Below are 24,744 nucleotides of genomic sequence, written 5' to 3' on the forward strand. Positions count from 1 at the left end.
TTTGCTTATTCGGCAGCCGCGACGAAGTCGATGAGCTCCTCCACCGCCCTGATCAGTGGGACCTCGATGTCGCGGAAGCTGGAGACCGCATTGTTGACCCTGCGCCAACCCTCCCGCGGTGTCCCCCAACCCAACTCCGCGCAGACGCCCGTCTTCCAGTCGGTGCCGCGAGGGATCTTCGGCCAGGCCTTGATCCCCACTGCGGCAGGCTTCACCGCTTCCCAGACATCGATGTACGGATGCCCGCAGACGAGCACGTGCTCCCCGACCCGTTCCGTCAGCCGGGACTCCTTGGATCCCGCAACCAGGTGATCGACGAGGATGCCTGCGCGACGGGTGGGACCTGGCCCGAACTCGGCGAGGGCCTCGTCGAGATTGTCGAGTCCGTCGAGACTCGCGACCACCACGCCCTCGACCCTGAGGTCGTCACCCCAGATCCGCTCCATCAGCGAGGCGTCGTGCACGCCCTCCACGAAGAGTCGGCTGGCTCGTGCGACCCGGGCCCGTTGCCCGGCCACGGTCCGCGATCCGGAGGCCGTTCGGGCTGGCGCCGCGGGCGGCTTCGAGACCGGCTTGGTCAGGGTCACCGGTGCACCATCGATCAGGAACGCCGCGGGACGAAGCGCGAAGATCCTGGTCAGACCACGGCGGTCTTCCAGACGGACGAATTCGCCGTCATAACTGCGCTCGAACCCGACCACCGCGCCGCAGAAGCCGGAGGCAGCGTCTTCGACGACCAGGTCCCGTTCGGCGACCACCTCGGGCGTCGCCGGTCGGGCGCTGCGTCGAGGCCCGGAAAGCACATCTCTGCCATAGCGATCGGTGCCATTGCTGTTCACCGCAACCACGTTAGGGCTCAGCCAACGGGCCCGGGACTTGCCACGCCGTGAACGAGGTTTCGGCGCTAGAGTGGCCCGGAGAAAACGGAACAAAGGGAATGGATGACTGACACGGACTTCGAGTATCCGAGCGACGCCCAGGGCCTCAGTGGCGCCCTGGGTGCGTGGGGTGCTGCGTGGCAGTCGGGCCGTTGCTCGCCGGACGACGTCCTCGATGTGCTGAGTCGGTGGAGTCCGAGGCACCGCGTGATTCCCGCGGACCGAGCTGCCGCACAGGAGCTCTCGCTGAATGCCAACGGCGAGGAGAGCGACGCACTGTTGCGGCTGATCCGTGAGGGATCATCAGGTGGCCTGGCCATCCTGCTCGTGGCGCCCGGCGATATGCTCGGCCTCCCGCCGCGAAGTCCGGTCACGACCGCAGCGCTCGACGCCGGCGAGCTCCTCGTCGTGCCGGGCCGTCACGCGCTGGTCCCCCGGCGACTGGATCGGTACACGGTGGGGTGGGGTGCCCACACGATCGAAGCGCCCACGGCCCCCATCACGCTGCCCCTCGGTGAGGTGGAATACGAACTGCGCGAGAGCATTCGCTCGGCAGCAGACATTCTCGGCGATCTGCGACTGCCGCGCTCGGCGCCGTTTCCCGATCCCCGGGCGAAGATTGCCGAACTCACCGGCCTCGCCGCCACGCAGTTGCCCCCCAATGTCAACACACGCGCCGAACGCATCCTCGAACAAGCAGCCCACGTCGCCGCCATCCTGGCGGTCGCGGCCGCCGCCGCACCGGACTTCGGAATCAACGCCGCCGGGCAACACACCGGCGACGGGGCCCTGCGGGAACTGGGCAGGACCGTGCGGGTGGCGCGGATGAGTGCGACGAACGCGGTGATCTCAGAATTGTTGCACGACAACAAGGTCTGAGTACTGCGGTTGGTGAACCGTCAGGCCGGTCTGCGGACCGGTTCGCAGCATCCGCGGGCGCAGGGCGCGCCGTTGTCGGTCATGCCCTGTCGGAACGGGACAGTTCCCGCGAACTGCTCGGCGATCAATTCCACGATCATCGCGATGAACCGCGGATCGGTTCCCACGGTCTTGGCCCGTGCGTACCCGAGGCCCAGCTCCTGCGCTTTCTCCAGGCCTTCGTTGTCGAGATCCCAGACCACCTCGAGATGGTCGGAGACGAACCCGATCGGGCAGACGATCACCGCACGAACACCTTGCGCTGCAACATCGTCGAGATGGTCGCAGATGTCGGGGTCGAGCCAGGGGATCCGGGCCGGACCCGAGCGGGACTGCCACACCTGATCGAACGACGAGAAGCCGGCCGCCTCCGCGGCCAGCCGGGACGCGTCCGCCACCTGACGACTGTAGAGCCGTCCACCCTCCTGCGGCGGCCCGGCGGCCCTGTCGGCCGAATCCGGTATCGAGTGGGCCGTGAAGATCAGTCGGGCATCGTCTCGCAGTTGCGGCGGGAGTTCCGCGCTCGCCGCCTTGATGGAATCAGCCCACGAAGCGGTCATCGCCGGATGGTCCCAGTACTGCGGCAGCTTGCGCAGCATCATCGAATCGGCCTTGTCGCCCATGGCTTGCAGCCCTCGGTGGATGTCTTCGTCGTACTGCCTGCAACCCGAGTAACCACCCCACGCCGATGTCGGGAACACCAGGACGCGGCGGTGACCATCGGCATGGATCTGCTCGAGCGTCTCCTCGATCATCGGGTGCCAGTTGCGGTTACCGAAGTAGACCGGCAAGTCGATGCCGGCCCGTTCGAGCTCCGCCTCGACGGAAGCGATCATCTGCCTGTTGAGCGCATTGATGGGCGACACTCCACCGAAGTGGTGATAGTGCTTCGCCACCTCGTCGAGACGCTCGGGCGGCACCCCGCGTCCACGGGTCACGTTCTCGAGAAACGGCCGGACATCGGCGGGCTTGTCCGGCCCTCCGAACGACAACACCATGACGGCGTCGAATCCACCTCCCACAGACGTCACCGCGGTCAGAACTCTTCCGGGAACCAGGTGTTGTGGCTTGCGCCACCGTCGACGTAGACGATCGAACCCGTGGTGCCGGGCAGCCAGTCCGAGAGCAACGCGCAGATCGACTTCGCGACCACGGTGGGGTCGTCGACGTTCCAGCCGATGGGCGAGGCACCATCCCAGTACTCGTTGAGCTGATTCAGCTTCTTGGCATCACCGGTCGCGGTTCCCGCGATCGCCTTGGCCGCCAGCGTCTTGATCGGTCCTGCCGCAACGAGGTTCGATCGGATCCCCTTGGCGGCGCCGACCTCGCGGGCGACATAGCGGTTCACCGATTCGAGCGCGGCCTTTGCCACACCCATCCAGTTGTAGAACGGCATGGACGTCCGGGGATCGAAGTCCATACCGACGATCGATCCGCCCTCGTTCATGGCGGGGAGCACCGCCCGCGCGAGCGCGGCGTAGCTCCACGCCGACACCTGGAACGACTGCGCCGCATCCGGCCCCGGGCCTTCCAGGAAGGGCTTGGCGTCAGGGCCCATCAGGGTGCGGGGCGCGAAGGCGATGGAATGCAACACGCCGTCGATGCCTTCGGGCGCAACTTCCTTGAGACGGTCGGCAAGAGTGCCCAGGTGTTCCTCGTTGGTGATGTCGAGCTCCAGCGCGGGTGGCACTTCCTTGGGTAGACGCTGGGCGATCCGGTCGATCAGCCGCAGCCGATCAAAGCCGGTGATGATCACCCGGGCCCCCTGCTCCTGCGCCATCGCGGCGGCGTGGAAAGCGATGGAGGAATCGGTGATGATCCCGGTGACCAGAACCGTCTTACCGTCGAGAATCCCGCTCAATGTCTGCTCCTCGCAGTCGGTCGAATCGTTGGTGCGTGCGTTGTCGGCGAACGCCGATGTCAGTGACCCATTCCGAGCCCACCGTCGACGGGGATCACGGCTCCGGAGACGTAGGAAGAATCATCGGAGGCCAGCCAGCTGACCACAGCGGCAACCTCGTCGGGCCTGCCCACCCGAGCAGCGGGGATGAGTTTGACTGCTTGGTCTCGGTACTCCTCTGGCAGTTCAGCGGTCATGTCGGTCTCGATGAGACCGGGCGCCACCACGTTCGCGGTGATCGAGCGCGAACCGAGTTCACGGGTGAGCGACCGCGCCATACCGATCACACCTGCCTTCGATGACGCGTAGTTGATCTGGCCCGGTGTACCCATCATCGCGACCGCGGACCCGAGGAAGATGAAGCGCCCGAACCGCTTCCGCAGCATCGACCGGCACGCTGCCTTCGCCACCCGGAACGAGCCCGTGAGGTTGGCGTCGATGACCTTCTCGAACTGCTCCTCGGTCATCCGCATGAGCAGGGTGTCGTCCGTGATGCCCGCATTGGAGACCAAGACCTCGACCGGACCCTGATGCTCTTCGATCTCCTTGAAAGCACGGACGATCGAGTCGTTGTCCGTCACGTCACACACGACACCGAACAGGCCCTCTGGAACTCCCGACCCACGGTGTGTGACGGCCACCTTGTGTCCGTCGGCGGCGAGTCGCTGCGCGATTGCGAGCCCGATTCCGCGGTTGCCACCGGTGACCAGGACCGAGCGAGATGCCTTCTGGATGCTGTCAGCCATGACGGACAACCTATCGCTTTCCGGTAGGCGTACGTGTACCCGGTCCCATCAGGGCAGGCGCCTGTTGATGGCCACGGCACTGATCACGGCGAGCAGCACCAGCAGGGTTCCGGCGATCAGCCAGGGCCGAGACGCGTCCCCACGCCTGGTCTCGTACCCGATCTGATTCTGCAGGTTCTCGTAGACCTGATTGAGTTCGTCCAGACTCGACGCCGTGAAGAACTTGCCGCCGGACAACTGCGCGATTCGGCGCAAGGAATCGTCATCGACTGGAACCGGGATGCGGTCACCCTCGAGATCCACCGTGCCGCCGCGGGTGCCGAAAGAGATCGTGTTGACCGGTATCTGTTCTTCCTTCGCCTTCCGGGCGGACGTGAAGGCGCCGCGCGGATCGTCTGGATCGTCGGGCACCGTTTCTTTGCCATCCGAGAGCAGTACCACCTGGGCGGGCGGGGCACCGGCATCCCCACCGAGCACGGCATTGAGCGTCTTGATCTGCGACACCGCCGCCAAGATCCCCTCGCCGGTGGCGGTCTTGTCATCGAGCTGGAGCTTGTCGATCGCCGCCTTGGTGGCCGCCCGGTCGGGGGTGGGCGAGACCAGTGTCGTCGCGGTGCCCGCGTAGGAGATGAGGCCGAGGTTGATCCCCTCGGTGAGCTCGTCGGCGAACTTCTTGCCGGCCTCTTGCGCGGCCTTCAGGCGGGAGGGCGCCACATCGGTGGCATCCATCGATCGGGACACGTCGATCACCAGCATCACGGTTGCCTTGTTGCGCGGCACCTTGCGATCGGCCTGCGGTCCCGCCATCGCCACGGTCAACACGATCAACGCGATGATCATCAGCACGATCGGAACGTGCTGACTGCGGTTCCGGGTCTTGGGCGCGACCGTGTTGAGCAAGTCCAGATTCGCGAACTTGAGCGCCCGTTCCTTGCGCCGGCGCTGCATGTATATGTAGCCGCCGACCAGTCCGGCGACACCGAGCAGCACCAGCAGCCACCATGGGGAGGCGAGGTCGAAAAAGCTCATCGGGTGGCCCCCGCGTTCATGCCGCGGCGGCGCTGGGCAATGAAGCGGACGACGTCGGCGATCCAGTCTCGATCCGTGCGCAGCGCGAGGGTCGGAGCGCCGCACTTGCGCAGGGTTCGCTGCACTTCCATCCGGTGAGCCTCTGCGGCGCGCGCGAAGTCCGCCCGCACTTTGTCGGTGATGGTCAGCTCCCGCACCTGGCCCGATTCCGCATCCCGCAACATGATGTCGCCGACATCGGGCAGCTCCACGTCGCGGGGGTCGAGTACCTCGACACCGAGCACATCGTGATGCCCTCCGACCGCACGCAACGGCCGGTCCCAATCGATCGGGCCCAGGAAGTCGCTGACCACAACTGCGAGGCCGCGACGGCGCTCAGGCCTGCGCAATGCGTCGATACCAGCGAAGAGATCACCGCGGACACCGTCGGTGGCGCGGGTGGTGGTCGCGATCGTCTTGAGCGTGTTGAGCGCGTGCGCACGTCCGCTACGGGCGGGTATGCGGACGACCTGGTCTCCCGTGCAGACGACGGCGCCCATCCGGTTGCCGCCACCGAGTGTCAGATGCGCAATGGCGGCACAGGCGGCGACGGCGAGATCACGTTTGGTCGTGTTGACCGTGCCGAAATCCAGACTGGCCGACATGTCGACGACCAGCCAGGTCTCCAGTTCGCGATCGGCGACCATCTGACGCACGTGGGGATGGGTGGTTCGCGCGGTCACCGACCAGTCCATACGCCGTACGTCGTCGCCCGGCTGATACTCGCGGGCCTCCCCCGGCTCACTGCCGGGGCCGGGGATCAGACCGAGATGATCGCCCTGTAGGACGCCGTCGAGCTTGCGCCGCACCACGATCTCGAGCGTCTTGAGGGCCGCGGTCAGCTTGGGGTCTTCCAGGGTGCCCGCGCCGAACGATGGCAGTGCGCCGTTATCCGCCATAGTGCGACTGGTTGCCCTGCGCCGGATTCACCTGCGAAGCAGCCTGATATCCCTGAGGAGCTGAATTTTGCTGTGGCGCAGGAGGTTTGGCCAGACCATTCGGCTGTTGCGGGTATCCGCCCTGCGGCTGCGGAACCGGCGGGGTGGCGAGCGGTTGCGCGCTGACCTGCGGCAGTCCAACCGTCTGCAGGACCCGGGTGATGACGGCGTCGGCGTCGACCTCGTCCGCCAACGCGTCGTAACTCAGCACCAGACGGTGGCGCAGGACGTCGGGGATGATCTCCACCACGTCCTGCGGGATCACGTAATCACGACCGCGGACCAGGGCCAGAGCACGCGAGGCCGCGATGATGCCTAGGGTCGCACGCGGCGATGCACCGTAGGACAACCATCCCGCGACGTCATGCATACCGAGTTCAGCGGGACGACGCGTCGCGTTGATGACGCGGACGACGTAGTCGACGAGAGCGTGATGTACGAAGACGTTCGCGGCAGTGTTCTGTAGACGGACCATTGTCACCGGGTCGAGGATGGGCGACGCCTTGGGCGGCTTGTTGCCCATGCGGTAGACGATCTCCCGCTCTTCTTCGACCGCGGGGTAGTCGACGAGAACCTTGAACAGGAACCGGTCGCGCTGCGCCTCGGGCAGTGGGTAGACACCCTCGTTCTCGATGGGGTTCTGCGTGGCCATGACCAGGAACGGATCCGGCATCGGATACGTGGTACCGCCGATCGACACCTGTCGCTCGGCCATCACCTCCAGCAACGCCGACTGCACCTTTGCGGGCGCGCGGTTGATCTCGTCAGCGAGCAGGAAGTTGGCGACCACAGGACCGAGCTCGGTGTCGAACGCCTCCTGGCCCTGCCGGTAGATCCGGGTACCGATGAGATCGGTGGGCACGAGATCCGGGGTGAACTGGACGCGCGAGAAGCTTCCGCCGATCACCGTCGCGTAGGTCTCGACGGCGAGGGTCTTGGCAACGCCGGGTACGCCCTCGAGAAGTATGTGCCCACGGGCGAGGAGGCCGACCAGAATCCGCTCGACGAGCCGGTCCTGTCCGACGATCACTCGTTTGACCTCGAACATTGCCTTCTCGAGCAAGGCGACATCGGCCTGGGTGAGCTTGAATTCCTCTGCTGAGGCCTTGCTGTCGTCGGTCGCTGAGGTCACCGATACCCTCCGGGGTCTGTTCGATCGTTGTACTGACTGCACCGAGGGTACTGGCCGCTGGAGGGGGACGACGACGCCCGCGTCGGAGAACCGCCGATGAATCGACATTCCGCGGGGTCGTACCCGGGCCGGCGTCAGGTCAGTCGAACCACGTACGGCATCGCACCGCTGGTACGCAGCGGCGAGATCTTGACGACGTCGCCGGACTGCGGTGCCTCCACCATCGTGTTGTCGCCGAGGTACAGAGCAACGTGCTCGCTGGCGTTCGGGCCGTAGAAGATCATGTCGCCGCGCTGCATCTGGGACAGCGGGACCTGCGGACCGGACGTGTACTGGTATCCGGTGTAGTGCGGCAGCGAGACACCGATGCCGGCGAAGGCGTAGATCATCAGGCCGGAACAGTCGAAACCGACCTTGTTGTAGTCACCATAGGAGTCTGCGACCCCGCCGTCCCTGATACCCAGCGTCGGACCGTTGGCGTCGCCGCCACCCCACGAATACGTGACCCCGAGTTGAGAGAGTGCGCGATTGACCACGACCTCGACCGCGGCCGAACCGGAAAGCCCCGGATCGACCGTTCCGGGCGCGGGCGTCGTGGGCTCGGTGGGCAGGGTGGGGTCGAACGGCGCGTCCGGATCGGTGGGCAGGGTCGGCTCGTTCGGATCCGTGGGCGTCGTGGTCGGCGGAGGCGTGGTGCCGTCGATGTCGGTATGCGGCGCGGTCAGCGAACCGACGATGGCTGCCAGAGTCTGCTGAGCTGTGTCCAATGCGAGCTTTCCGGCCGCGTCGCCCGCGGCGCGGAGCGCATCCTCGTGCGCCTGCTGCTCGATGGCAGCTTGCTGCTCGGGCAGGATGGGCACCTGCCCACCCGCTTCTGTGGACGGCGCGGGGGCCGGCTGGCCACGCAGCTTGTTCAGCTCCTCTTGCGCGGCGGCGCGGTCCTTTTCGAGCATCGCCCGGCGGGACTGCTCCGCTCTGACTGCCGCCGTCGCCTCGGCGATGGCCGTCTGCGCGTCGGCCTGCCGCGTTTCCGCGGTCGCAGTGGCGAACGCGGCCTGCTGCTGCGTGGCCTGCGTGGTCGAGGCGCGGTTGGCCTCTTCATTGCGGGCCTGCTGCAAACGGGTGATGGTCGCCTGCTGATCCTTGCTGAGCTGATCGATGACCGAAGCCCGATCCAACACCGCCCCGGGCTCGCCCGAGAGATAGCTCCCCATCGAGTCCTGGCTGTTGCCCTGCGTGTACAGACTGCGGATGAAGGCGTCGAAATCCTTCTCGGCAAGCGCAATTGCGCCCGTGGCCAGCTTGAGCGACTCCTGCGCTCCCCGGACGGCGACTGCGGCGAGCCGCTCCGATTCCCTGGCGTTCTGCAGGTCCACGAGAGCGCGGTTGACGGCCTCTCGCTTCACCGCTACATCACCGTCGAGATTGGCCATGTTCTGGTTCGTATCGGCGATCTGATTGATCAGGGTGGCGATCTTGTCAGCACTGCTCGGAGGTTCAGCGACTGCCATACCCGCAGAGAGTTGCGCACCGGCCACCGCCAGGGCGGCCAGCAGAGCAACGGCGGAGGACAACCGAACGCCACGTCGACGCGGCATGAATGCCATTCCTCGACTCACAAATGACTCCCTCGCAGATCTGGCATTGCGCCGATGGCAACCTTTCGGTCGCTCCGTCGGCCATCGCCACGACAGTGATCAACTTCCCCATAAGCACCACCGATGACATACGAACCGTACGTCACTACAACCCCGAAAGAAACATGAGTCACAAATTACATTGAGGTCATTACCTGCGGAAACGCTGTGAACTCGACAAATGGCGAAGGTCACAAATTGGATATCGATGAACTACACATTTGTAGTTCAGTCGTGAATGTCGTCCTTAGAGGATTCGACTTCTGCGCGCCCCGCCGTGGCAGTCGCCGCGACGGTGTCGACGGCGGGTGAATCCACCGGTCGGGTGGCAGTTCCCTTGCGCAGCTGCAGCTTGCGAGCGACTGCGGCTCCGACCGCGACCACGAGGATGAGAACCAGGGTCACCACGGTCCATGGGACCTGGGTCTGTTCGGTCATCCGGTCGAGCATCTGCTGAGCCGCCAGCGGCGGATTGGAAATGGCCAGGTTGTCGGTCGTCTGTTCCAATTGGACGCGACTGAACTCATCGCTCGCCGACCCGATGTAATTGCCGCCCAGAACAATGACGGTGCCACCCGTTTCCTGCTGGAGCTCGGTGGCGATATCCCGGTAGTACGTGATGCGCGGGTACACCTTGTCGGTGACCACAAAATGCAGGTCATAGCCCTTGTCGCGGGCCTCTGCGACGACCTGCAGGATCTGCGGCGTCATCTCGGGCGGAGCCACCACGCCGTCATCCGCGAGACCGGCCTGCAGATCCGCGATGTTCACGTCCGGCGGAATGATCGTCATGAGAGGCGTCGGTGCCATGGGTCCGTCAGATCTCCGTTCGAACTTTTTGATCGCGTAGCCAACCTATGGCAGCACAATACGACAGAATCGAAGTGGCTCGCCGTACCGCCTCGCCTGTCCCCGGCAACCGGGACAGACCGGGGAGGCCTGAGTTTTTACCAGTACGCTTGTACTGCTAGAATCGACAGCAGTACGCATCGAGGCAGCCCGTCGATGCGACAAGGAGATGGCACCGGCGACACAGCCGCTGACACCGCCGACAAACAATGACCGGCGCAGCCCCGCCGGCCGACAACACGAAGAGTGGAGCTGACGCAAGCGATGAGTATTGATTCCTTTGGCGCCCGCGGCACGTTGACCGTTGGAGACAACTCATATGAGATCTTCCGACTCAGCGCGGTCGAGGGAACAGAAAAACTCCCCTACTCCCTCAAGGTGCTCGCGGAGAACCTGCTGCGCACCGAAGACGGCGCGAACATCACCGAGGATCACATCAAGGCGATCGCGCAGTGGGATCCCTCTGCCGATCCGAGCATCGAGATCCAGTTCACCCCTGCCCGCGTCCTCATGCAGGACTTCACCGGTGTGCCCTGCATCGTCGACCTGTCGACCATGCGCGAGGCGGTCACCGCACTGGGCGGCGATCCCACCAAGGTCAACCCGCTGGCCCCGGCGGAGATGGTGATCGACCACTCGGTGATCATCGACGTCTTCGGGCGCGCCGACGCCTTCGAGCGCAACGTCGACCTCGAGTACCAGCGCAACGGCGAGCGCTACCAGTTCTTGCGCTGGGGCCAGGGTGCGTTCGACGACTTCAAGGTCGTCCCCCCGGGCACCGGCATCGTCCACCAGGTCAACATCGAGCACCTCGCCCGGTCGATCATGGTGCGTAACGGTCAGGCCTACCCGGATACCTGCGTCGGCACCGACTCGCACACCACCATGGAAAACGGCTTGGGTGTCCTGGGCTGGGGCGTCGGTGGTATCGAGGCCGAGGCCGCCATGCTCGGGCAGCCGATCTCGATGCTGATCCCCCGCGTCGTCGGCTTCAAGCTCTCCGGCGCGATCAAGCCGGGTGTGACCGCCACCGACGTCGTACTGACGGTCACCGAGATGCTGCGTAATCACGGGGTGGTCGGCAAGTTCGTCGAGTTCTATGGCGACGGCGTCGCCGAGGTCCCCCTGGCAAACCGGGCGACCCTGGGCAACATGAGCCCCGAGTTCGGTTCCACCGCAGCGATGTTCCCCATCGACGAGGTCACCGTCGACTACCTGCGCCTGACCGGTCGAGACGAGGAGCAGCTCGCACTCGTCGAGGCCTACGCCAAGGAACAGGGCATGTGGCACGACCCGTCCAAGGAGCCGGTGTTCTCCGAGTATCTCGAACTCGACCTCGGCACCGTCGTCCCGTCCATCGCGGGCCCGAAGCGCCCGCAGGACCGGATCCTGTTGTCGGAGGCCAAAACCGCGTTCCGTAAGGACATCCACCAGTACGTCGGCGAGAACCACCCGACCGACCACACCCAGCTCGACGAGGCAATTGAAGAGTCGTTCCCGGCCAGCGATCCGGCGACGCTCTCGTTTGCCGATGACGGCGCGGTCAACGTGCAGTCGGCAGCCAATGGCGCCGAGGGCCGTCCGAGCAAGCCGGTCAAGTGTGTCTCCGACGAGCGCGGCGAGTTCGTACTCGACCACGGCGCGGTCGTGGTCGCGGGCATCACCTCATGCACCAACACGTCCAACCCGACCGTCATGATCGGTGCCGCGCTTCTGGCCAAGAAGGCCGTCGACCTGGGTCTGACCACCAAACCGTGGGTGAAGACCAACATGGCGCCGGGCTCGCAGGTCGTCACCGACTACTACGAGAAGGCCGGTCTGTGGCCGTATCTCGAGAAGCTCGGGTACTACCTCGGCGGCTACGGATGCACCACCTGCATCGGCAACACCGGCCCGCTGCCGGAAGAGGTGTCGAAGGCGATCAACGACAACGACCTCACGGCCACCGCCGTGCTGTCGGGCAACCGAAACTTCGAGGGACGTATCTCCCCTGACGTGAAGATGAACTACCTCGCGTCGCCGCCGCTGGTCATCGCCTACGGCATCGCCGGCACGATGGACTTCGACTTCGAGAACGATTCCCTCGGCAAGAGCACCGACGGCAAGGACGTCTTCCTGAAGGACATCTGGCCCTCCACCAAGGAGATCGAGGACACCATCGCCCAGGCGATCAGCCAGGAGATGTTCACGAAGTCGTATGCCGACGTCTTCAAGGGTGACGAGCGCTGGCGCAATCTGCCCACGCCCGAGGGTGACATCTTCGAGTGGGACGAGAACTCCACCTACGTCCGGAAGGCGCCGTACTTCGACGGCATGTCCAAGGATCCCGAGCCGGTCACCGACATCACCGGTGCTCGGGTGCTTGCCGCACTCGGCGATTCGGTCACCACGGACCACATCTCCCCCGCCGGTGCCATCAAGCCCGGTACGCCGGCAGCGCAGTATCTCGACGAGCACGGTGTCGAGCGCAAGGACTACAACTCGCTGGGGTCGCGGCGTGGCAACCACGAGGTGATGATTCGCGGAACCTTCGCGAACATCCGCCTGAAGAACCAGCTGCTCGACGACGTCAGTGGTGGATACACCCGCGACTTCACCCAGGAGGGTGGACCGCAGTCCTTCATCTTCGATGCCTCCAAGAACTACCAGGACGCGGGCACCCCGCTGGTCGTCCTCGGCGGCAAGGAATACGGGTCCGGTTCCTCGCGTGACTGGGCGGCCAAGGGCACCATGCTCCTCGGCGTCCGGGCGGTCATCGTCGAATCATTCGAGCGCATCCACCGCTCCAACCTGATCGGCATGGGCGTCGTGCCTCTGCAGTTCCCCGAGGGCGAGAGCTACAAGTCGCTGGGGATCGACGGCACCGAGGTGTTCGACATCGCGGGCATCACCGAGCTCAACGAGGGCACGACTCCGAAGACGGTCAAGGTCACCGCGACCAAGGACAGCGGCGAGAAGATCGAGTTCGACGCAGTTGTTCGCATCGACACCCCCGGTGAGGCCGAGTACTACCGCAACGGCGGCATCCTGCAGTACGTCCTGCGCAACATGCTCAAGAGCTGACCGAGGACCAGGGGCGTTGCCGAAGGTAAGCCAAGACCACCTGGAAGCCCGGCGGCATCAGATCCTCGACGGTGCGCGCCGTTGTTTTGCCGAGTTCGGCTACGACGGCGCCACCGTGCGCCGGCTCGAGGAGGCAACGTCCCTGTCTCGGGGTGCGATATTCCATCACTTCCGGGACAAGGAGGCGTTGTTCCTCGCGCTGGCGCACGAGGACGCCGAGAGGATGGCTGACGTCGCGGCCAATCAGGGTCTTGTCCAGGTCATGCGCGACATGCTCAACCGGCCGGAGGACTTCGACTGGCTGGGTACCCGGCTGGAGATCGCACGAAAGTTGCGGACGGACCCCGGTTTTCGTACCGAGTGGAAGGCTCGGTCGGCAGAGCTCGAGTCGGCGACGCTGGCTCGGCTCGAACGTCAGCGAACGGCGGGCCGACTACGCGACGACATCCCCACGACTGTGCTGGTCGCCTACCTCGATCTGATCCTCGACGGTCTGACCACTCGTTTGGCCACGGGCTCGGCGACAGACGATCTGCATGCCGTGCTCGACCTCGTCGAAGCGTCGGTTCGCCGACCTCAATAAGCCTCGGGAGTACGTGGCCGTGTGATAGTTCTGGTTAACATACGGTGGCCGAACTGACGGCCGACCGCCAGAGCCGGAGGTCATAGATGTTCCCGGGCAATTTTGTCGCCACCACCCCTGACAAGGTCGCGGTCGTGCGCCCCGCGACCGGTGAGTCGATCACCTACGCGGAGCTCGATCGCGACTCGATAAAACTCGCCCACTATCTACGCGACCTCGGCCTCAGCCGAGGTGACAGCGTGGCGATGGTATCCACCAACGACATCCGGATGCTCGTGATCTATTGGGCGGCAGTACGTTCAGGCATGTACGTGACCGCCATCAACAACCATCTCACCGCGGACGAGACCAACTACATCCTCGGCGATTGCGGAGCAGTAGCTCTGTTCGCCTCTGCCGAGGTCGCCGATGCGGTCTCCGCCGTCGAGCAGGTGCCGACGGTCACCCACCGCATCGCATGGGCCGGCGAGATCGCTGGTTTCGAGTCGTACGACAAAATCCTCGCAGCCGCGTCGGATGCGCCCCTGGGCGATCAACCGCGCGGTCAGGACATGCTGTATTCGTCAGGGACGACAGGACGTCCCAAAGGCATCAAGGTACCGTTGCAGGACGGCCAGGTGAACGAGATCTCCGATCCCTACACCGCCGTCTTCTCCCTTATCTACGGCTTCGACCAAGAGTGCGTTTACCTATGCCCCGCCCCGCTGTATCACGCAGCGCCGCTGCGTTATTGCGGCATGGTCAATTCGGTCGGCGGCACCGTGGTCCTGATGGATCGCTTCGACGCCGAAGGCGCACTGCAGCTGATCGACGAGTACAAGGTGACCCACAGTCAGTGGGTGCCGACGATGTTCATCCGCATGCTCAAACTGCCCGAGGAAACTCGCATGAAGTACGACGTGAGCAGCCTCAAGATCGCGATCCACGCCGCTGCACCGTGCCCACCCGAGGTCAAGCAGGCAATGATTGCCTGGTGGGGCCCGGTCATTCACGAGTACTACGCATCGACCGAAGGTTCGGGAGCCACCTTCATCAACAGCGAGCAGGCGCTCGCCCATCCCGGCTCGGTCGGTCAACCACTGCTCGGCGTGATCCGGATCTGTGCCGACGACGGCACTCTACTCCCGACGGGTGAGATCGGCACGGTGTACTTCGAGCGCGACGAGTTGCCCTTCGAGTATTACAACGATCCCGAGAAGACCAGGGCTGCGCAGCATCCCGACCATCCCGCGTGGACCACAAGCGGCGACGTCGGTTATGTCGACGACGAGGGATTCCTGTATCTGACCGACCGCAAGTCGTTCATGATCATCTCCGGAGGCGTCAACATCTATCCGCAGGAGGCCGAGAACATCCTCATCGGTCATCCCGCCGTCTTCGACATCGGCATCATCGGCGTGCCCGACCCCGACCTCGGCGAGGTCGCGAAGGCGTGCGTGCAACTCGAGCCAGGGATCGAGGGGACCGATGAGTTGGCGACAGAACTGACCGATTTGGCGCGGTCACGGCTGGCGCATTACAAGGTGCCGAAGAGTATCGACTTCGTCGATTCACTGCCGCGCACACCGACCGGCAAGCTCGTCAAACGTGAACTCCAGGCCCGGTACGTCTGACCCGAACTCCCGATTTTGGTGGGTTTTGGCGACCGCGACCTGGGCGAACGCTCGCCGAAACCCACCAAGATCGGGCTAGGCCAGTTCGATGATCTCCTGGTAGTCCGCCGACCAGTGATCCTCGGTGCCGTCGGGCAGCAGGATCACGCGTTGCGGATCCAGCGCCGCCGCCGCACCCGGATCGTGGGTGACGAGGACCACGGCGCCCTTGTAACTACGGAGCGCGTCCAGGACCTGCTCACGCGAGATCGGATCGAGGTTGTTGGTGGGCTCGTCGAGCAACAGCACATTGGCTGCAGACGAGACCAACCCCGCCAGCGCCAGACGGGTCTTCTCACCGCCCGACAGCGTTCCTGCGGGCTGATCGAGCTGCGGACCGGTGAACATGAACGCGCCGAGAAGCCCGCGCAGGTCCTGCTCGCCCGCGTCGGGTGCGGCGTGGCGGATGTTGTCCCAGACGCTGGCCTGATCGTCGAGCGTTTCGTGCTCCTGGGCGAAATAGCCGATCTTCAGCCCGTATCCGGGTTCCAGCGTGCCCCGTTCGGCGGTTTCGACGCCTGCCAGCAGTCGCAACAGCGTGGTCTTACCCGCGCCGTTGAGACCGAGGACGACCACGCGGCTCCCCCGGTCGATGGCGAGATCGACGCCGGCGAAGATCTCCAGCGATCCGTACATCTTCGTCAGCCCCGACGCCATCAACGGGGTCTTGCCGCACGACGCCGGATCCGGGAATCTGATCTTGGCGGTGCGATCGGCCACCCGCTCGTCGTCGAGGTTCTCGATCATCCGCTCGGCGCGTTTCAGCATGTTCTGAGCAGCAACGGCTTTGGTGGCCTTCGCCCCCATCTTGGCTGCCTGGACGCGGAGAGCGCCCGCCTTCTTCTCGGCGTTGGCACGTTCTCGTTTACGTCGCTGTTCGTCTGTCGCACGCGCGTCGAGATATTTCTGCCAGCTCATGTTGTAGATGTCGGCCTCGCCTCGAACGGCATCGAGGAACCACACGCGATTCACCACCTCGCCGAGCAGCTCGACGTCGTGACTGATGACCACCAAGCCGCCGTCGTGGTTGAGCAGGAATGACCGCAGCCAGGTGATGGAGTCGGCGTCGAGGTGGTTGGTCGGCTCGTCGAGCAACAAGGTGGTACCCGACTTACCGCCGCTACCGTCCGAGGCCGCGAAGAGGATGCGGGCGAGCTCGATGCGACGGCGCTGTCCGCCCGAGAGTGTCCGCAGCGGCTGCGCGAGCACCCGGTCGGGTAGCCCGAGACTGTTGCAGATCCGAGCGGCCTCGGATTCGGCGACATATCCGCCGAGCGACGAGAACCGATCCTCGAGTACTCCGTAGCGATCGACAGCCTTGTCGCGCGCCTTCTCGTCGACGACCTCGGCCATCAGCGCCTGCTGCTTCTCCAGATCGCGCAAGAGGGTGTCGAGACCGCGGGCGGAGAGCACCCGGTCCTTCGCAAGCACCTCCAGATCGCCCTCACGCGGATCCTGGGGCAAGTAGCCGATCTCACCACTGTTGGTGATCGAACCGGCGTAAGGTTCGCCTTCACCGGCCAGAATGCGCATCGTGGTGGTCTTGCCGGCACCGTTGCGGCCGACCAACCCGATGCGGTCGCCGGGCTGCACCCGTAGCGCCGGACCAGGGGCGCTCAGGAGGGTGCGTACGCCTGCGCGCACTTCGAGGTCAGTTGCCGTAATCACGACGCGCCAGTGTACGCCAAAACGATACGGTGCCCGTATGACGAACCATCTCGTCGACCTCGCCGTGGTCGGAGCCGGTCCCGCCGGCCGCGCAATCGCCCACCGCGGCGCGGGCGCGGGTCTGTGCGCGTCCATCATCGACCCCGACGTCGACGCGCGCTGGAAGCCCACCTACGCAGCGTGGGCCGACGACCTTCCCGACTGGCTCATGCCATCGGTGGTGACTGCCTCAAGCCCGACCGTCGCGGTATACACGCCGGCGCGGAAGGTGCTCGACAGGGCATACGTCACGTTGGGAACAGCGGAACTCCAGGAGTCGCTGACGCTTGACGGCGTCTCCGTTCAGCCGCATCGGGCCGCGGTCGTCGGACGCGATTCGGTGCAACTCGACGACGGCACCGTGGTGCGAGCCCGCTGCGTGGTGGATGCACGAGGTTTGCGTGATCCCCGCGCCCCCGCGCAAACCGCGTACGGGATCGTCGTGGCACGGTCGGTTGCCGAACCAATACTCGAAGGCGCCGGGGCCATCCTCATGGATTGGCGTGGCGCACACGATGATCCGACCCCGACGTTCCTCTACGTGATCCCGCTCGACGACGACCGGGTTCTTCTGGAAGAGACATGCCTGGCTGCTGCGCCGGCGATGTCGATCCGAGAACTGCGCGGACGTCTCACCGCGCGACTCGGACACCTCGGACTCGATATCAGTGACCTCGACGTCCTGGACACGGAGAAGGTGCACTTCGCACTACTCGACACCGCACGTCGTCCCTGGCAACCCGGCAGGCCACTCAGGTTCGGAGCCGGAGGTGGGATGTTGCACCCGGCAACGGGTTACAGCGTCGCCGAGTCGCTGAGCGCAGCAGATGAACTGATCGGCGCCGTGGCCACCGGCGACGATCCGGCCCGGGCGCTGTGGCCGTGGCAGGCGAGGGCGGTGTACCGGTTGCGCGTGCGTGGGTTGACGGCTCTGCTCAACCTGCCCCAATCGGATCTCGCGGGATTCTTCGATGCGTTCTTCGCAGCTCCGGCTCGTCATCGCCGCGCCTACCTCAGCGGCCGCCGACACGTCGGGGGAACCCTCGGGGCAATGGCCGGAACCGCATTTCACGCAGATATGAAGTTGTCTGGCAACATAATCCGATCGGCAATGCGTTCGGAGAACGGGTGACGTTCAGTTGTTGGCGCCGCGATGAAGAAGCATCTGGACCTCGACGTCAGACCCCGCGAGCGAACGCTGCACTTGGTGGCGGACTGCCCTCAGCACCTCGATGAGGTCACGGCCGTCAGCGGTCGGGTCGGCGGTGATGGTCAACTCGAGGATCGGCGTCTTTCCCTCGACGTAACTGCGGGTTCGCGTCGACTGGATTCGGCGGTGCCGCTCCAGCGACTTCGCAGCCGCCTTGCCCACGTCAGTGACCGACACCGCACAGGTTCCACCGACCATGGGGGAATCGGAGCCCACCGACGCCGTGCGGAACCGATTCGGTCGTAGATTGGCGATCAACAGCGACACACCGAGCACGGCGAGAATGACGGTCGTGGCGAGCAGCGCCCACGACCACCAGGACTGGTCTGCTGCCGTGTCGATTGCGGTGTTGTCCACCCTCTCGAGCGAGTCCACGACCACTGCGACACCCTGCCACCACAGCACTGCCACCACCCCGCCCGCGACCAGTGCCACACCGGCTGTCGCGACCACCAGTCGATCAACTATGTGTACCGTGCGTCTCACGTCGAAAGTCCTTCCGTCATATCGGCCGGGAGCGGGGGCGCGCTGTGGTCCAGCACGATTTTCGGCGGCGACTCGAGCCACTGGAGCGCGTCGTCGAGCCGCTCCCGCAGCGATGCACCGTCGGAGCCTGGTTGTCCCAGAACCGTCACCTTCGCCCGCCCTTTGACAACCGTCGTGGTGGCCGAGACCGTGGTGTCGTCGTCGAGCGCTATCGCGCTGAGCCGCCTCGCGATGTCGGTGTCCCGGGTCCACACACCGGGTGCGGCCGTGATGGCCCGGTGGGTGCGAGCGCGGGGCCTGATGGCGTTGTAGAGCAGCCAGAGTCCCACCACGATGGCGCCGATCGCCGCGGTGACCATCCACGTCTGCCACGCGGTACCGGACAACCACCCGGCGGCATCTTCCAGCCAGGGCTCGGAATCGTAATGGCCCTCGGACACCGCGTATTCGCGGCCGACCACCACTGCTGCGAGCACCGCCACCAGACCGAGCAGGGCGGCGAGCAGTGCCGCGGCCGGGTACCTACGCGGAGTCCGATCATGTCGGGTCAGCACCGAATCCGGCGATTCTTGCTGCGCTGAGACGATGTCGCCGATTTCTTCGCTGAGCAGCAACTCGGATTGCGTGACTTCCACGACGTCCACGTCGACCCGCGAGGGCCGGCGACCGGTCAGTCGCGTCAACACCTCGGCGACGTGGCGCTGCACGGCGGCCGACACCTCGGCCGCCGACGATGGCCAGGCGATGGCGATCTCGACCGCGATGGCGGGATGTCGGGACGCCGAATCTGCCAGAGCCCGCGGCAGATTGCGGCCGGTCAGGGAACCGAGCGTCACCGAGTACGCAACGACACCCGGGACCTCCAGCGCTGCCTGGCGCGCGATCTGGGAGTAGACCCGAGCTTCGATGTGCAGGTCCCCGCGATCGGCGGGCGTGGCCGGAGGTTGCACGTGTAAGTCATGCGGCACAGATCGCTCAGCGATCGCGGTGTCAGCCACGGCCCTTGCTCCGCAGCAGCACACCGAGATCGATACGGCCGTCGCGATGCGCGCCGACCGCGAGACCCACCGCGCCGAAGACCAACGCGATCAGCAGACCGAAGAAGCCGCCGGTGGTGACCGCCAGTGCCAACATCAGGCCCACGATCAGACCTAGGACGGTATTGCTCATGGAATACTCATTTCTCGAATCACTCAGTCAGATATCGATGTAACGAACACTTCCCGGAACCCACCGGGGTAGGACTCGTCGCCAGATCCGTCGCCTGGACCGAGTCCGCACGAACGTGGTCGGCTGGTCCCGCCTTGCGGCCGTTCCGAATTCAGCGTCAAGACGGGCCAGCGCCGCGTTCATGGTCTCGGACCGACCTCCATGGTCCGGATGGTTCTCGCGGATGATCTGCCTGCGCCGCAGTCGGTATTCCGGATCAGACGAGCGGCCCGGCTCAGACCCTGGCGACGACATCCTCGACCACCACGGTTGCAGGCACACCGACAACACCGGACGCCACCCGCTGGACTTCCGCGGCCACCGCCCTGATGTCGTCGTCGACGAAGAGGACGACGTGGACCTCGACACCGAACTCGTCCAGCCGGACACCGTTGACACGACCGCCGGGAAGGTAGGTCGCGACCTCCCCGAGGACGCCGCCGTGAAGCTCCGCGACGCCGTCCAGGTCCGTCACAGCGGTCGCGACCTGCTGGGCGGGTGTCGCGCCACCTGCGGGCAAGCCACTCACTGGACTCGCGGGCTGGACTGGCCGTCGGACCCGATCTCGTCGCCGTCCAGATGCACGTCGTGCACTGTCACGTTGACCTCGGCTACTTCGAGACCGGTCATCTTCTCGATCGCATCGATCACGTTGGACCGTACCGCCTGGGAGAGTTGATGAATGGCGACGCCGTAGTCGGCAACCAACCCGATGTCGACGGCGGCCTGCCGCTCACCGACCTCGACCGACACGCCCTGGGTGACGTTCGCAGACGCGCCAGGGATCGTCTCGCGCAGCTTTCCGACTGCGCGTGCTGCCCCGCCGCCCAGATCGTAGACACCGTCGACCTCGCGAGTAGCGATGCCGGCGATCTTGGCGATGACGACGTCGGCGATTGAGGTCTTGCCATGATCGCCCGCCACCACGTCCCCACCGATGGACGATGCGACGATGTCTCGATCCGACGCCGAACCCGTTGCGCCAACAGTCTTTGTTGCTGCGGTTGTCATGAATGGCTCCTTGAGTTGATGGTCACGATTTCGGTGGACCCAAATCTTTCCGATCCACCTACTTAGACGATGGCTCGCATGCAAAGTGCACGCGCCACCACAAGTGACCTCCACCACTACCGCCTGTGGCATGCTTAACAAGTGAACGATGAGCGCGAAGATTCGCTGATTCGTGCCGCAGCCATCGGAGACAGACTTGCCTTCGACGAACTCGTTCGGCGGCACCTCCGACCACTGCTGAGTTACGCCACGCGACTGGTGTCGGACCCGACGACAGCGGAGGACGTCACCCAGGAGACCTTCATCGCGGCATGGCGCAATCTCCCGGACTACGAGCAGCGGTCCTCGTTCCGCACCTGGTTGTTCACGATCGCCTCCCGCAAGGCAATCGACCTGCGCCGACGCCGCTCGGCGATACCGACTGAGGATGACCGCCTCGACGGCCCCGACCGCCGGAACTCCGACCCGTATGACCAGTACGTCGGACAGACCCTTCTCCAGGCGTTACAGGTCGAGCTGGAGCGCCTGAGTTACCACGCGAGAGCCTGCTGGTGGCTACGGGAGGTCGAGGGTTTGTCCCATGATGAGATCGCGACAGCCCTGGCGATCACGCGCGGCTCCGTACGTGGCCATCTCCAGCGCGCGAGGGCGCATCTGACGCAACAACTTGCGCCCTGGAATCCGGACAGTCACGATCGAAGCGAGACGCAGCGAAGCAGAGATCGATCGAGTGACGGAAAGGATGATCTGTGATGGCACAGCCCGCAAACGACGACGACCTGTGGATCGCTGACGCCGCTGCCGAACTCGGCAACCACACCGACGACACCGATGTCTACAACAGGCTCCAGCCCAAATTGCGCGCCGCAGTGCGGCGTGGCGTCCCGGTCGCCACCGACAGCACCGGTATCGAGGTCAACACGCGGGCGCTGCGGTTCTCGCTCGCGCGCATCGTCCAAGATGTATGTGAACGAGAGATTGCTGCGCTGCATATCGACACCGACGGAAAGGTCGTCGAGCGGGTGCGCATCGATCTGATCGGACGCTACGACGACGACCTCGAGGTGCTCGCAGATACTGTGCGCGACGCAGCGCGCGCTGGTCTAGGGCGCCTGCTCGGCCCGGCGATCGGTGCGCAGATCGGCATCGAGATTCGATGGTCCGACCTCGAGTCGCCCACCGCTTGACACACCTGGCTCTCAGCGACGGGAGATGCGCCAGCGTTCGACCATCTCGTCGACGTCCAGCGTCCTGGCGATGACATACGATGCCGGACCGAGACTCGGCGCCAGCCGATCTCGACGGACTCGCCGGTTGAAGTCTTCCAACACGGCACGAACCGCGCCCTCGTCACGCAGGTCTCGTAGCGATTCCGGGTAACTCGCTGCCTCGCGCCGCAACTGAAGGGTCGGCGGCAGCAGCGCGGAGGCGTCGAGATTCTCTTCTTTGATCTTTCGTTTTGCCCACCACTCGGGGTCGTCGGCGTCACTGAGGTCGAGCGGCTTTCCTGCTCCACGCAGGTTGTCGAACTCGCCCCGTTCCTGGGCCTCCCGTATCAATCGATCGATACGGGTTTCAAACGTCTCGGCCACGGCCCAGACGCGTCAGACTGTGAAACCGAGGGCGCGCAGCTGGTCGCGGCCGTCGTCGGTGATCTTGTCCGGGCCCCAGGGCGGCAGCCACACCCAATTCAGTTCGATGTCCGTGCACAGACCCGACGAAGTGATCAACACCGATCGGATCTGATCTTCGATGACATCGGTCAGCGGGCACGCCGCGGACGTGAGGGTCATGTCGATCTTCGCCACGGCGTCGCTGTTGACGTCGAGGCCGTAGACCAGTCCGAGATCGACGACGTTGATGCCGAGTTCGGGGTCGACCACGTCGCGCATGGCCTCCTCGATGTCCTCGATCTTCGGCAACGAGGTCTGAACTTCTTCTGTCATGCTGACTCCTTGGCCGAATTCGCTTTGTTGACCACAGTCTGAGCCAACGCGTCTTTGAATGCCATCCATCCCAGCAGCGCGCATTTGACGCGCGCCGGGTACTTGCTTACTCCGGCGAAAGCAACGCCGTCTCCGATGATGTCTTCATCGCCGTCGACCTTGCCGCGGGAAGTCATCATCGAATTGAACGAGTCGACCGTGGCGAGCGCCTCGTCGACGGAATGGCCGACCAGCTGCTCGAACATCACCGACGTCGATGCCTGCGAAATCGAACAACCCTGACCGTCGTAGGACACATCGGTGACTGTGCTGCCGTCCTCCGACAACTGGACCCGCAAGGTCACCTCGTCGCCACAGGTCGGGTTCACGTGGTGGACCTCAGCACCGAAGGGGTCTCGCAAGCCGCGACCCTGCGGATGTTTGTAGTGATCGAGGATCACTTCCTGGTACATCTGTTCCATACGCATCAGGCAACCACCTCGCTCTGCGCACTGTCGTCGTTCGCTTCGCTCACGCCGAAGAACCTCTGGGCCTTGACAATCGCCTTGGCCAACGCATCCACCTCGTCGAGGGTGTTGTACGCCGCAAACGACGCGCGCGCGGTGGCTGCGACACCGAAGCGCTTGTGCAGAGGCCACGCGCAGTGATGACCGACACGGATCGCGACGCCTTCGTCGTCCAAGATCTGGCCGAGATCGTGTGCGTGCACACCGTCGACCACAAACGACACCGCACCGCCGCGGCGATCCATGGTCGTCGGTCCGATGATCCGGACCCCGTCGATCTTCCCGAGTGCGGCGAGAGTGGCTGCGACCAATGAATGCTCGTGCGCCGCAATGGCGTTCATGCCCAGTACCTGCAGGTACCGCACGGCGGCGCCCAGCCCGATCACCTGCGAGGTCATCGGGACACCGGCCTCGAAGCGTTGCGGAGCAGGCGCATACGTGGACACGTCCATCGAGACGGTCTCGATCATCGAACCACCGGTGATGAAAGGCGGCAGCTGCGCCAGCAGTTCGCGCTTGCCGTAGAGCACGCCTACGCCAGACGGGCCGAACATCTTGTGTCCGGAGAAAGCCGCGAAATCGACATCCAGGTCGTGGAAGTCGACGGGCATGTGGGGAACCGACTGGCATGCGTCGAGCACGACCAGTGCACCGATTGCCCGGGCCCGACGAACCAGCTCCGGCACGTCCGCGATGGCCCCGGTCACGTTGGACTGGTGGGTGAAGGCGACCACCTTCACCGTGTCGTCGAGTACCAGCGAGTCGAGATCGATCCGGCCATCATCGGTGACCCCGTACCACTTCAGAGATGCCCCGGTCCGTCGGCACAGTTCTTGCCAGGGAACCAGATTCGCGTGGTGTTCGAGTTCGGTGATGACGACGGTGTCACCGACGCCGAGACGTTTGCCGCCGAGAACCCCGGCGCTGCGGTCGTCGCCGAGGGTGTACGTCACCAGGTTCAGGGACTCGGTCGCGTTCTTGGTGAAGGCGAGTTCGTCGAAGTCGGCGCCGACGAACTCCGCGATGATCGCCCGCGCGTCTTCGTATGCGTCGGTGGCCTCCTCGGCCAGCTGATGCGCACCGCGATGGACGGCAGCGTTGCAGCTGAGCAGGAAATCACGTTCTGCATCGAGCACCTGCAACGGTCGCTGGCTGGTGGCCCCTGAATCGAGGTACACCAACGGTTTGTCGTCACGGACGGTCCGCCCGAGAATCGGGAAGTCGGCGCGGACAGCGGTCACGTCCAATGCACCCGCATCGACCGAGGAGCTCTGATCGGTGGTCGTCACGTCTGCCCTCCAGAAA

At 64.9% G+C, this 24,744-nt stretch carries 26 protein-coding genes; 7 read left to right on the top strand and 19 right to left on the bottom strand.

Annotated features, from left to right (window positions below; all coding sequences use genetic code 11):
* Nucleotides 1-5: 5 nt before the first annotated feature.
* Nucleotides 6-839: a DUF3097 domain-containing protein gene (locus J3S28_RS06355; RefSeq protein ID WP_207838895.1), complete on the bottom strand. Its 834-nt coding sequence runs from the start codon at nucleotides 837-839 to the stop codon at nucleotides 6-8.
* A gap of 102 nt (nucleotides 840-941) precedes the next feature.
* Between J3S28_RS06355 and J3S28_RS06360 the strand changes: the two genes are divergently transcribed.
* Complete coding sequence (locus J3S28_RS06360) at nucleotides 942-1,757, top strand: Rv1486c family protein (protein WP_207838896.1); 816 nt, start codon at nucleotides 942-944, stop codon at nucleotides 1,755-1,757.
* 20 nt (nucleotides 1,758-1,777) lie between these two features.
* On the opposite strand, the gene J3S28_RS06365 is transcribed toward J3S28_RS06360, so the two are convergent.
* The 8 genes from J3S28_RS06365 to J3S28_RS06400 all read right to left on the bottom strand — a co-directional run bounded on the left by J3S28_RS06365 (nucleotide 1,778) and on the right by J3S28_RS06400 (nucleotide 10,009).
* Complete coding sequence (locus tag J3S28_RS06365) at nucleotides 1,778-2,794, bottom strand: ferrochelatase (protein ID WP_207839533.1); 1,017 nt, start codon at nucleotides 2,792-2,794, stop codon at nucleotides 1,778-1,780.
* Between the two features lie 38 nt (nucleotides 2,795-2,832).
* Complete coding sequence (gene inhA / locus J3S28_RS06370; RefSeq protein WP_207838897.1) at nucleotides 2,833-3,657, bottom strand: NADH-dependent enoyl-ACP reductase InhA; 825 nt, start codon at nucleotides 3,655-3,657, stop codon at nucleotides 2,833-2,835.
* 59 nt (nucleotides 3,658-3,716) lie between these two features.
* Nucleotides 3,717-4,442, bottom strand: a complete 726-nt coding sequence (gene fabG1 / locus J3S28_RS06375) for a 3-oxoacyl-ACP reductase FabG1 (protein ID WP_084896644.1) — start codon at nucleotides 4,440-4,442, stop codon at nucleotides 3,717-3,719.
* Between the two features lie 48 nt (nucleotides 4,443-4,490).
* Nucleotides 4,491-5,471, bottom strand: a complete 981-nt coding sequence (locus J3S28_RS06380) for a VWA domain-containing protein (protein WP_207838900.1) — start codon at nucleotides 5,469-5,471, stop codon at nucleotides 4,491-4,493.
* The gene (locus J3S28_RS06385) at nucleotides 5,468-6,409 is read right to left on the bottom strand and encodes a DUF58 domain-containing protein (RefSeq protein ID WP_207838902.1); all 942 of its coding nucleotides are present in this window, start codon (nucleotides 6,407-6,409) and stop codon (nucleotides 5,468-5,470) included. Before J3S28_RS06385 ends, J3S28_RS06380 begins: the two co-directional genes overlap by 4 nt.
* On the bottom strand, nucleotides 6,399-7,580 hold the full coding sequence (locus J3S28_RS06390; RefSeq protein WP_207838905.1) for an AAA family ATPase: 1,182 nt from the start codon (nucleotides 7,578-7,580) through the stop codon (nucleotides 6,399-6,401). Before J3S28_RS06390 ends, J3S28_RS06385 begins: the two co-directional genes overlap by 11 nt.
* 134 nt (nucleotides 7,581-7,714) lie before the next feature.
* A complete protein-coding gene (locus J3S28_RS06395) occupies nucleotides 7,715-9,178 on the bottom strand; it encodes an NlpC/P60 family protein (RefSeq protein WP_207838908.1) in 1,464 nt (487 codons plus the stop codon).
* Between the two features lie 267 nt (nucleotides 9,179-9,445).
* Nucleotides 9,446-10,009 (bottom strand): Rv1476 family membrane protein, encoded by a 564-nt coding sequence (locus J3S28_RS06400; protein WP_207838910.1) that lies wholly within the window; start codon nucleotides 10,007-10,009, stop codon nucleotides 9,446-9,448.
* 321 nt (nucleotides 10,010-10,330) lie between these two features.
* Between J3S28_RS06400 and acnA the strand changes: the two genes are divergently transcribed.
* The 3 genes from acnA (at nucleotide 10,331) to J3S28_RS06415 (ending at nucleotide 15,325) form a co-directional block, all read left to right on the top strand.
* Nucleotides 10,331-13,129, top strand: coding sequence for an aconitate hydratase AcnA (gene acnA / locus J3S28_RS06405; protein ID WP_207838913.1), 2,799 nt, complete (start codon nucleotides 10,331-10,333; stop codon nucleotides 13,127-13,129).
* Nucleotides 13,130-13,145: 16 nt separating this feature from the next.
* A complete protein-coding gene (locus J3S28_RS06410; RefSeq protein WP_207838917.1) occupies nucleotides 13,146-13,712 on the top strand; it encodes a TetR/AcrR family transcriptional regulator in 567 nt (188 codons plus the stop codon).
* Nucleotides 13,713-13,798: 86 nt separating this feature from the next.
* Nucleotides 13,799-15,325 (top strand): AMP-binding protein, encoded by a 1,527-nt coding sequence (locus J3S28_RS06415; RefSeq protein ID WP_207838920.1) that lies wholly within the window; start codon nucleotides 13,799-13,801, stop codon nucleotides 15,323-15,325.
* A 75-nt stretch (nucleotides 15,326-15,400) separates the two neighbouring features.
* On the opposite strand, the gene J3S28_RS06420 is transcribed toward J3S28_RS06415, so the two are convergent.
* Nucleotides 15,401-17,032, bottom strand: coding sequence for an ABC-F family ATP-binding cassette domain-containing protein (locus J3S28_RS06420; RefSeq protein WP_207838923.1), 1,632 nt, complete (start codon nucleotides 17,030-17,032; stop codon nucleotides 15,401-15,403).
* A gap of 37 nt (nucleotides 17,033-17,069) precedes the next feature.
* On the opposite strand from J3S28_RS06420, the gene J3S28_RS06425 reads away from it, so the two are divergent.
* The gene (locus J3S28_RS06425) at nucleotides 17,070-18,203 is read left to right on the top strand and encodes a lycopene cyclase family protein (protein ID WP_207838926.1); all 1,134 of its coding nucleotides are present in this window, start codon (nucleotides 17,070-17,072) and stop codon (nucleotides 18,201-18,203) included.
* Between the two features lie 3 nt (nucleotides 18,204-18,206).
* Here the strand turns inward: J3S28_RS06425 and J3S28_RS06430 are convergent, their stop codons facing one another.
* From J3S28_RS06430 to J3S28_RS06450, 5 genes are all read right to left on the bottom strand, one after another.
* Nucleotides 18,207-18,767 (bottom strand): Asp23/Gls24 family envelope stress response protein, encoded by a 561-nt coding sequence (locus J3S28_RS06430; protein WP_207838929.1) that lies wholly within the window; start codon nucleotides 18,765-18,767, stop codon nucleotides 18,207-18,209.
* Nucleotides 18,764-19,765 (bottom strand): Asp23/Gls24 family envelope stress response protein, encoded by a 1,002-nt coding sequence (locus J3S28_RS06435; RefSeq protein ID WP_207838932.1) that lies wholly within the window; start codon nucleotides 19,763-19,765, stop codon nucleotides 18,764-18,766. The genes J3S28_RS06430 and J3S28_RS06435 overlap by 4 nt, the downstream gene beginning before the upstream one ends.
* Complete coding sequence (locus J3S28_RS06440) at nucleotides 19,758-19,937, bottom strand: DUF2273 domain-containing protein (protein WP_084836884.1); 180 nt, start codon at nucleotides 19,935-19,937, stop codon at nucleotides 19,758-19,760. Before J3S28_RS06440 ends, J3S28_RS06435 begins: the two co-directional genes overlap by 8 nt.
* A gap of 274 nt (nucleotides 19,938-20,211) precedes the next feature.
* A complete protein-coding gene (locus J3S28_RS06445) occupies nucleotides 20,212-20,505 on the bottom strand; it encodes a hypothetical protein (RefSeq protein ID WP_307796899.1) in 294 nt (97 codons plus the stop codon).
* Nucleotides 20,502-20,987, bottom strand: coding sequence for an Asp23/Gls24 family envelope stress response protein (locus J3S28_RS06450; RefSeq protein ID WP_207838935.1), 486 nt, complete (start codon nucleotides 20,985-20,987; stop codon nucleotides 20,502-20,504). The genes J3S28_RS06445 and J3S28_RS06450 overlap by 4 nt, the downstream gene beginning before the upstream one ends.
* A gap of 141 nt (nucleotides 20,988-21,128) precedes the next feature.
* Here J3S28_RS06450 and J3S28_RS06455 point away from each other — a divergent pair, with 141 nt between their 5' ends.
* Nucleotides 21,129-21,740, top strand: coding sequence for an RNA polymerase sigma factor (locus tag J3S28_RS06455; protein ID WP_207838938.1), 612 nt, complete (start codon nucleotides 21,129-21,131; stop codon nucleotides 21,738-21,740).
* Nucleotides 21,740-22,174 carry a hypothetical protein gene (locus tag J3S28_RS06460; RefSeq protein ID WP_207838941.1) on the top strand — a complete coding sequence of 145 codons (435 nt, stop codon included), beginning with the start codon at nucleotides 21,740-21,742 and terminating at the stop codon, nucleotides 22,172-22,174. Before J3S28_RS06455 ends, J3S28_RS06460 begins: the two co-directional genes overlap by 1 nt.
* A 12-nt stretch (nucleotides 22,175-22,186) precedes the next feature.
* On the opposite strand, the gene J3S28_RS06465 is transcribed toward J3S28_RS06460, so the two are convergent.
* Genes J3S28_RS06465 through J3S28_RS06480 form a run of 4 tightly spaced genes read right to left on the bottom strand, consistent with a single transcriptional unit; the run spans nucleotide 22,187 to nucleotide 24,728 of the window.
* Nucleotides 22,187-22,579 carry a DnaJ family domain-containing protein gene (locus J3S28_RS06465; RefSeq protein WP_207838944.1) on the bottom strand — a complete coding sequence of 131 codons (393 nt, stop codon included), beginning with the start codon at nucleotides 22,577-22,579 and terminating at the stop codon, nucleotides 22,187-22,189.
* 12 nt (nucleotides 22,580-22,591) lie between these two features.
* Nucleotides 22,592-22,933, bottom strand: coding sequence for a metal-sulfur cluster assembly factor (locus tag J3S28_RS06470; protein WP_084836877.1), 342 nt, complete (start codon nucleotides 22,931-22,933; stop codon nucleotides 22,592-22,594).
* Nucleotides 22,930-23,400 (bottom strand): Fe-S cluster assembly sulfur transfer protein SufU, encoded by a 471-nt coding sequence (gene sufU, locus J3S28_RS06475; RefSeq protein ID WP_207838946.1) that lies wholly within the window; start codon nucleotides 23,398-23,400, stop codon nucleotides 22,930-22,932. Before sufU ends, J3S28_RS06470 begins: the two co-directional genes overlap by 4 nt.
* Nucleotides 23,400-24,728 carry a cysteine desulfurase gene (locus J3S28_RS06480; protein ID WP_207838947.1) on the bottom strand — a complete coding sequence of 443 codons (1,329 nt, stop codon included), beginning with the start codon at nucleotides 24,726-24,728 and terminating at the stop codon, nucleotides 23,400-23,402. The genes sufU and J3S28_RS06480 overlap by 1 nt, the downstream gene beginning before the upstream one ends.
* Between the last annotated feature and the right edge of the window lie 16 nt (nucleotides 24,729-24,744).

Source organism: Williamsia soli, assembly GCF_017377795.1.
In the GTDB taxonomy this organism is placed as follows: Bacteria; Actinomycetota; Actinomycetes; order Mycobacteriales; family Mycobacteriaceae; genus Williamsia; species Williamsia soli.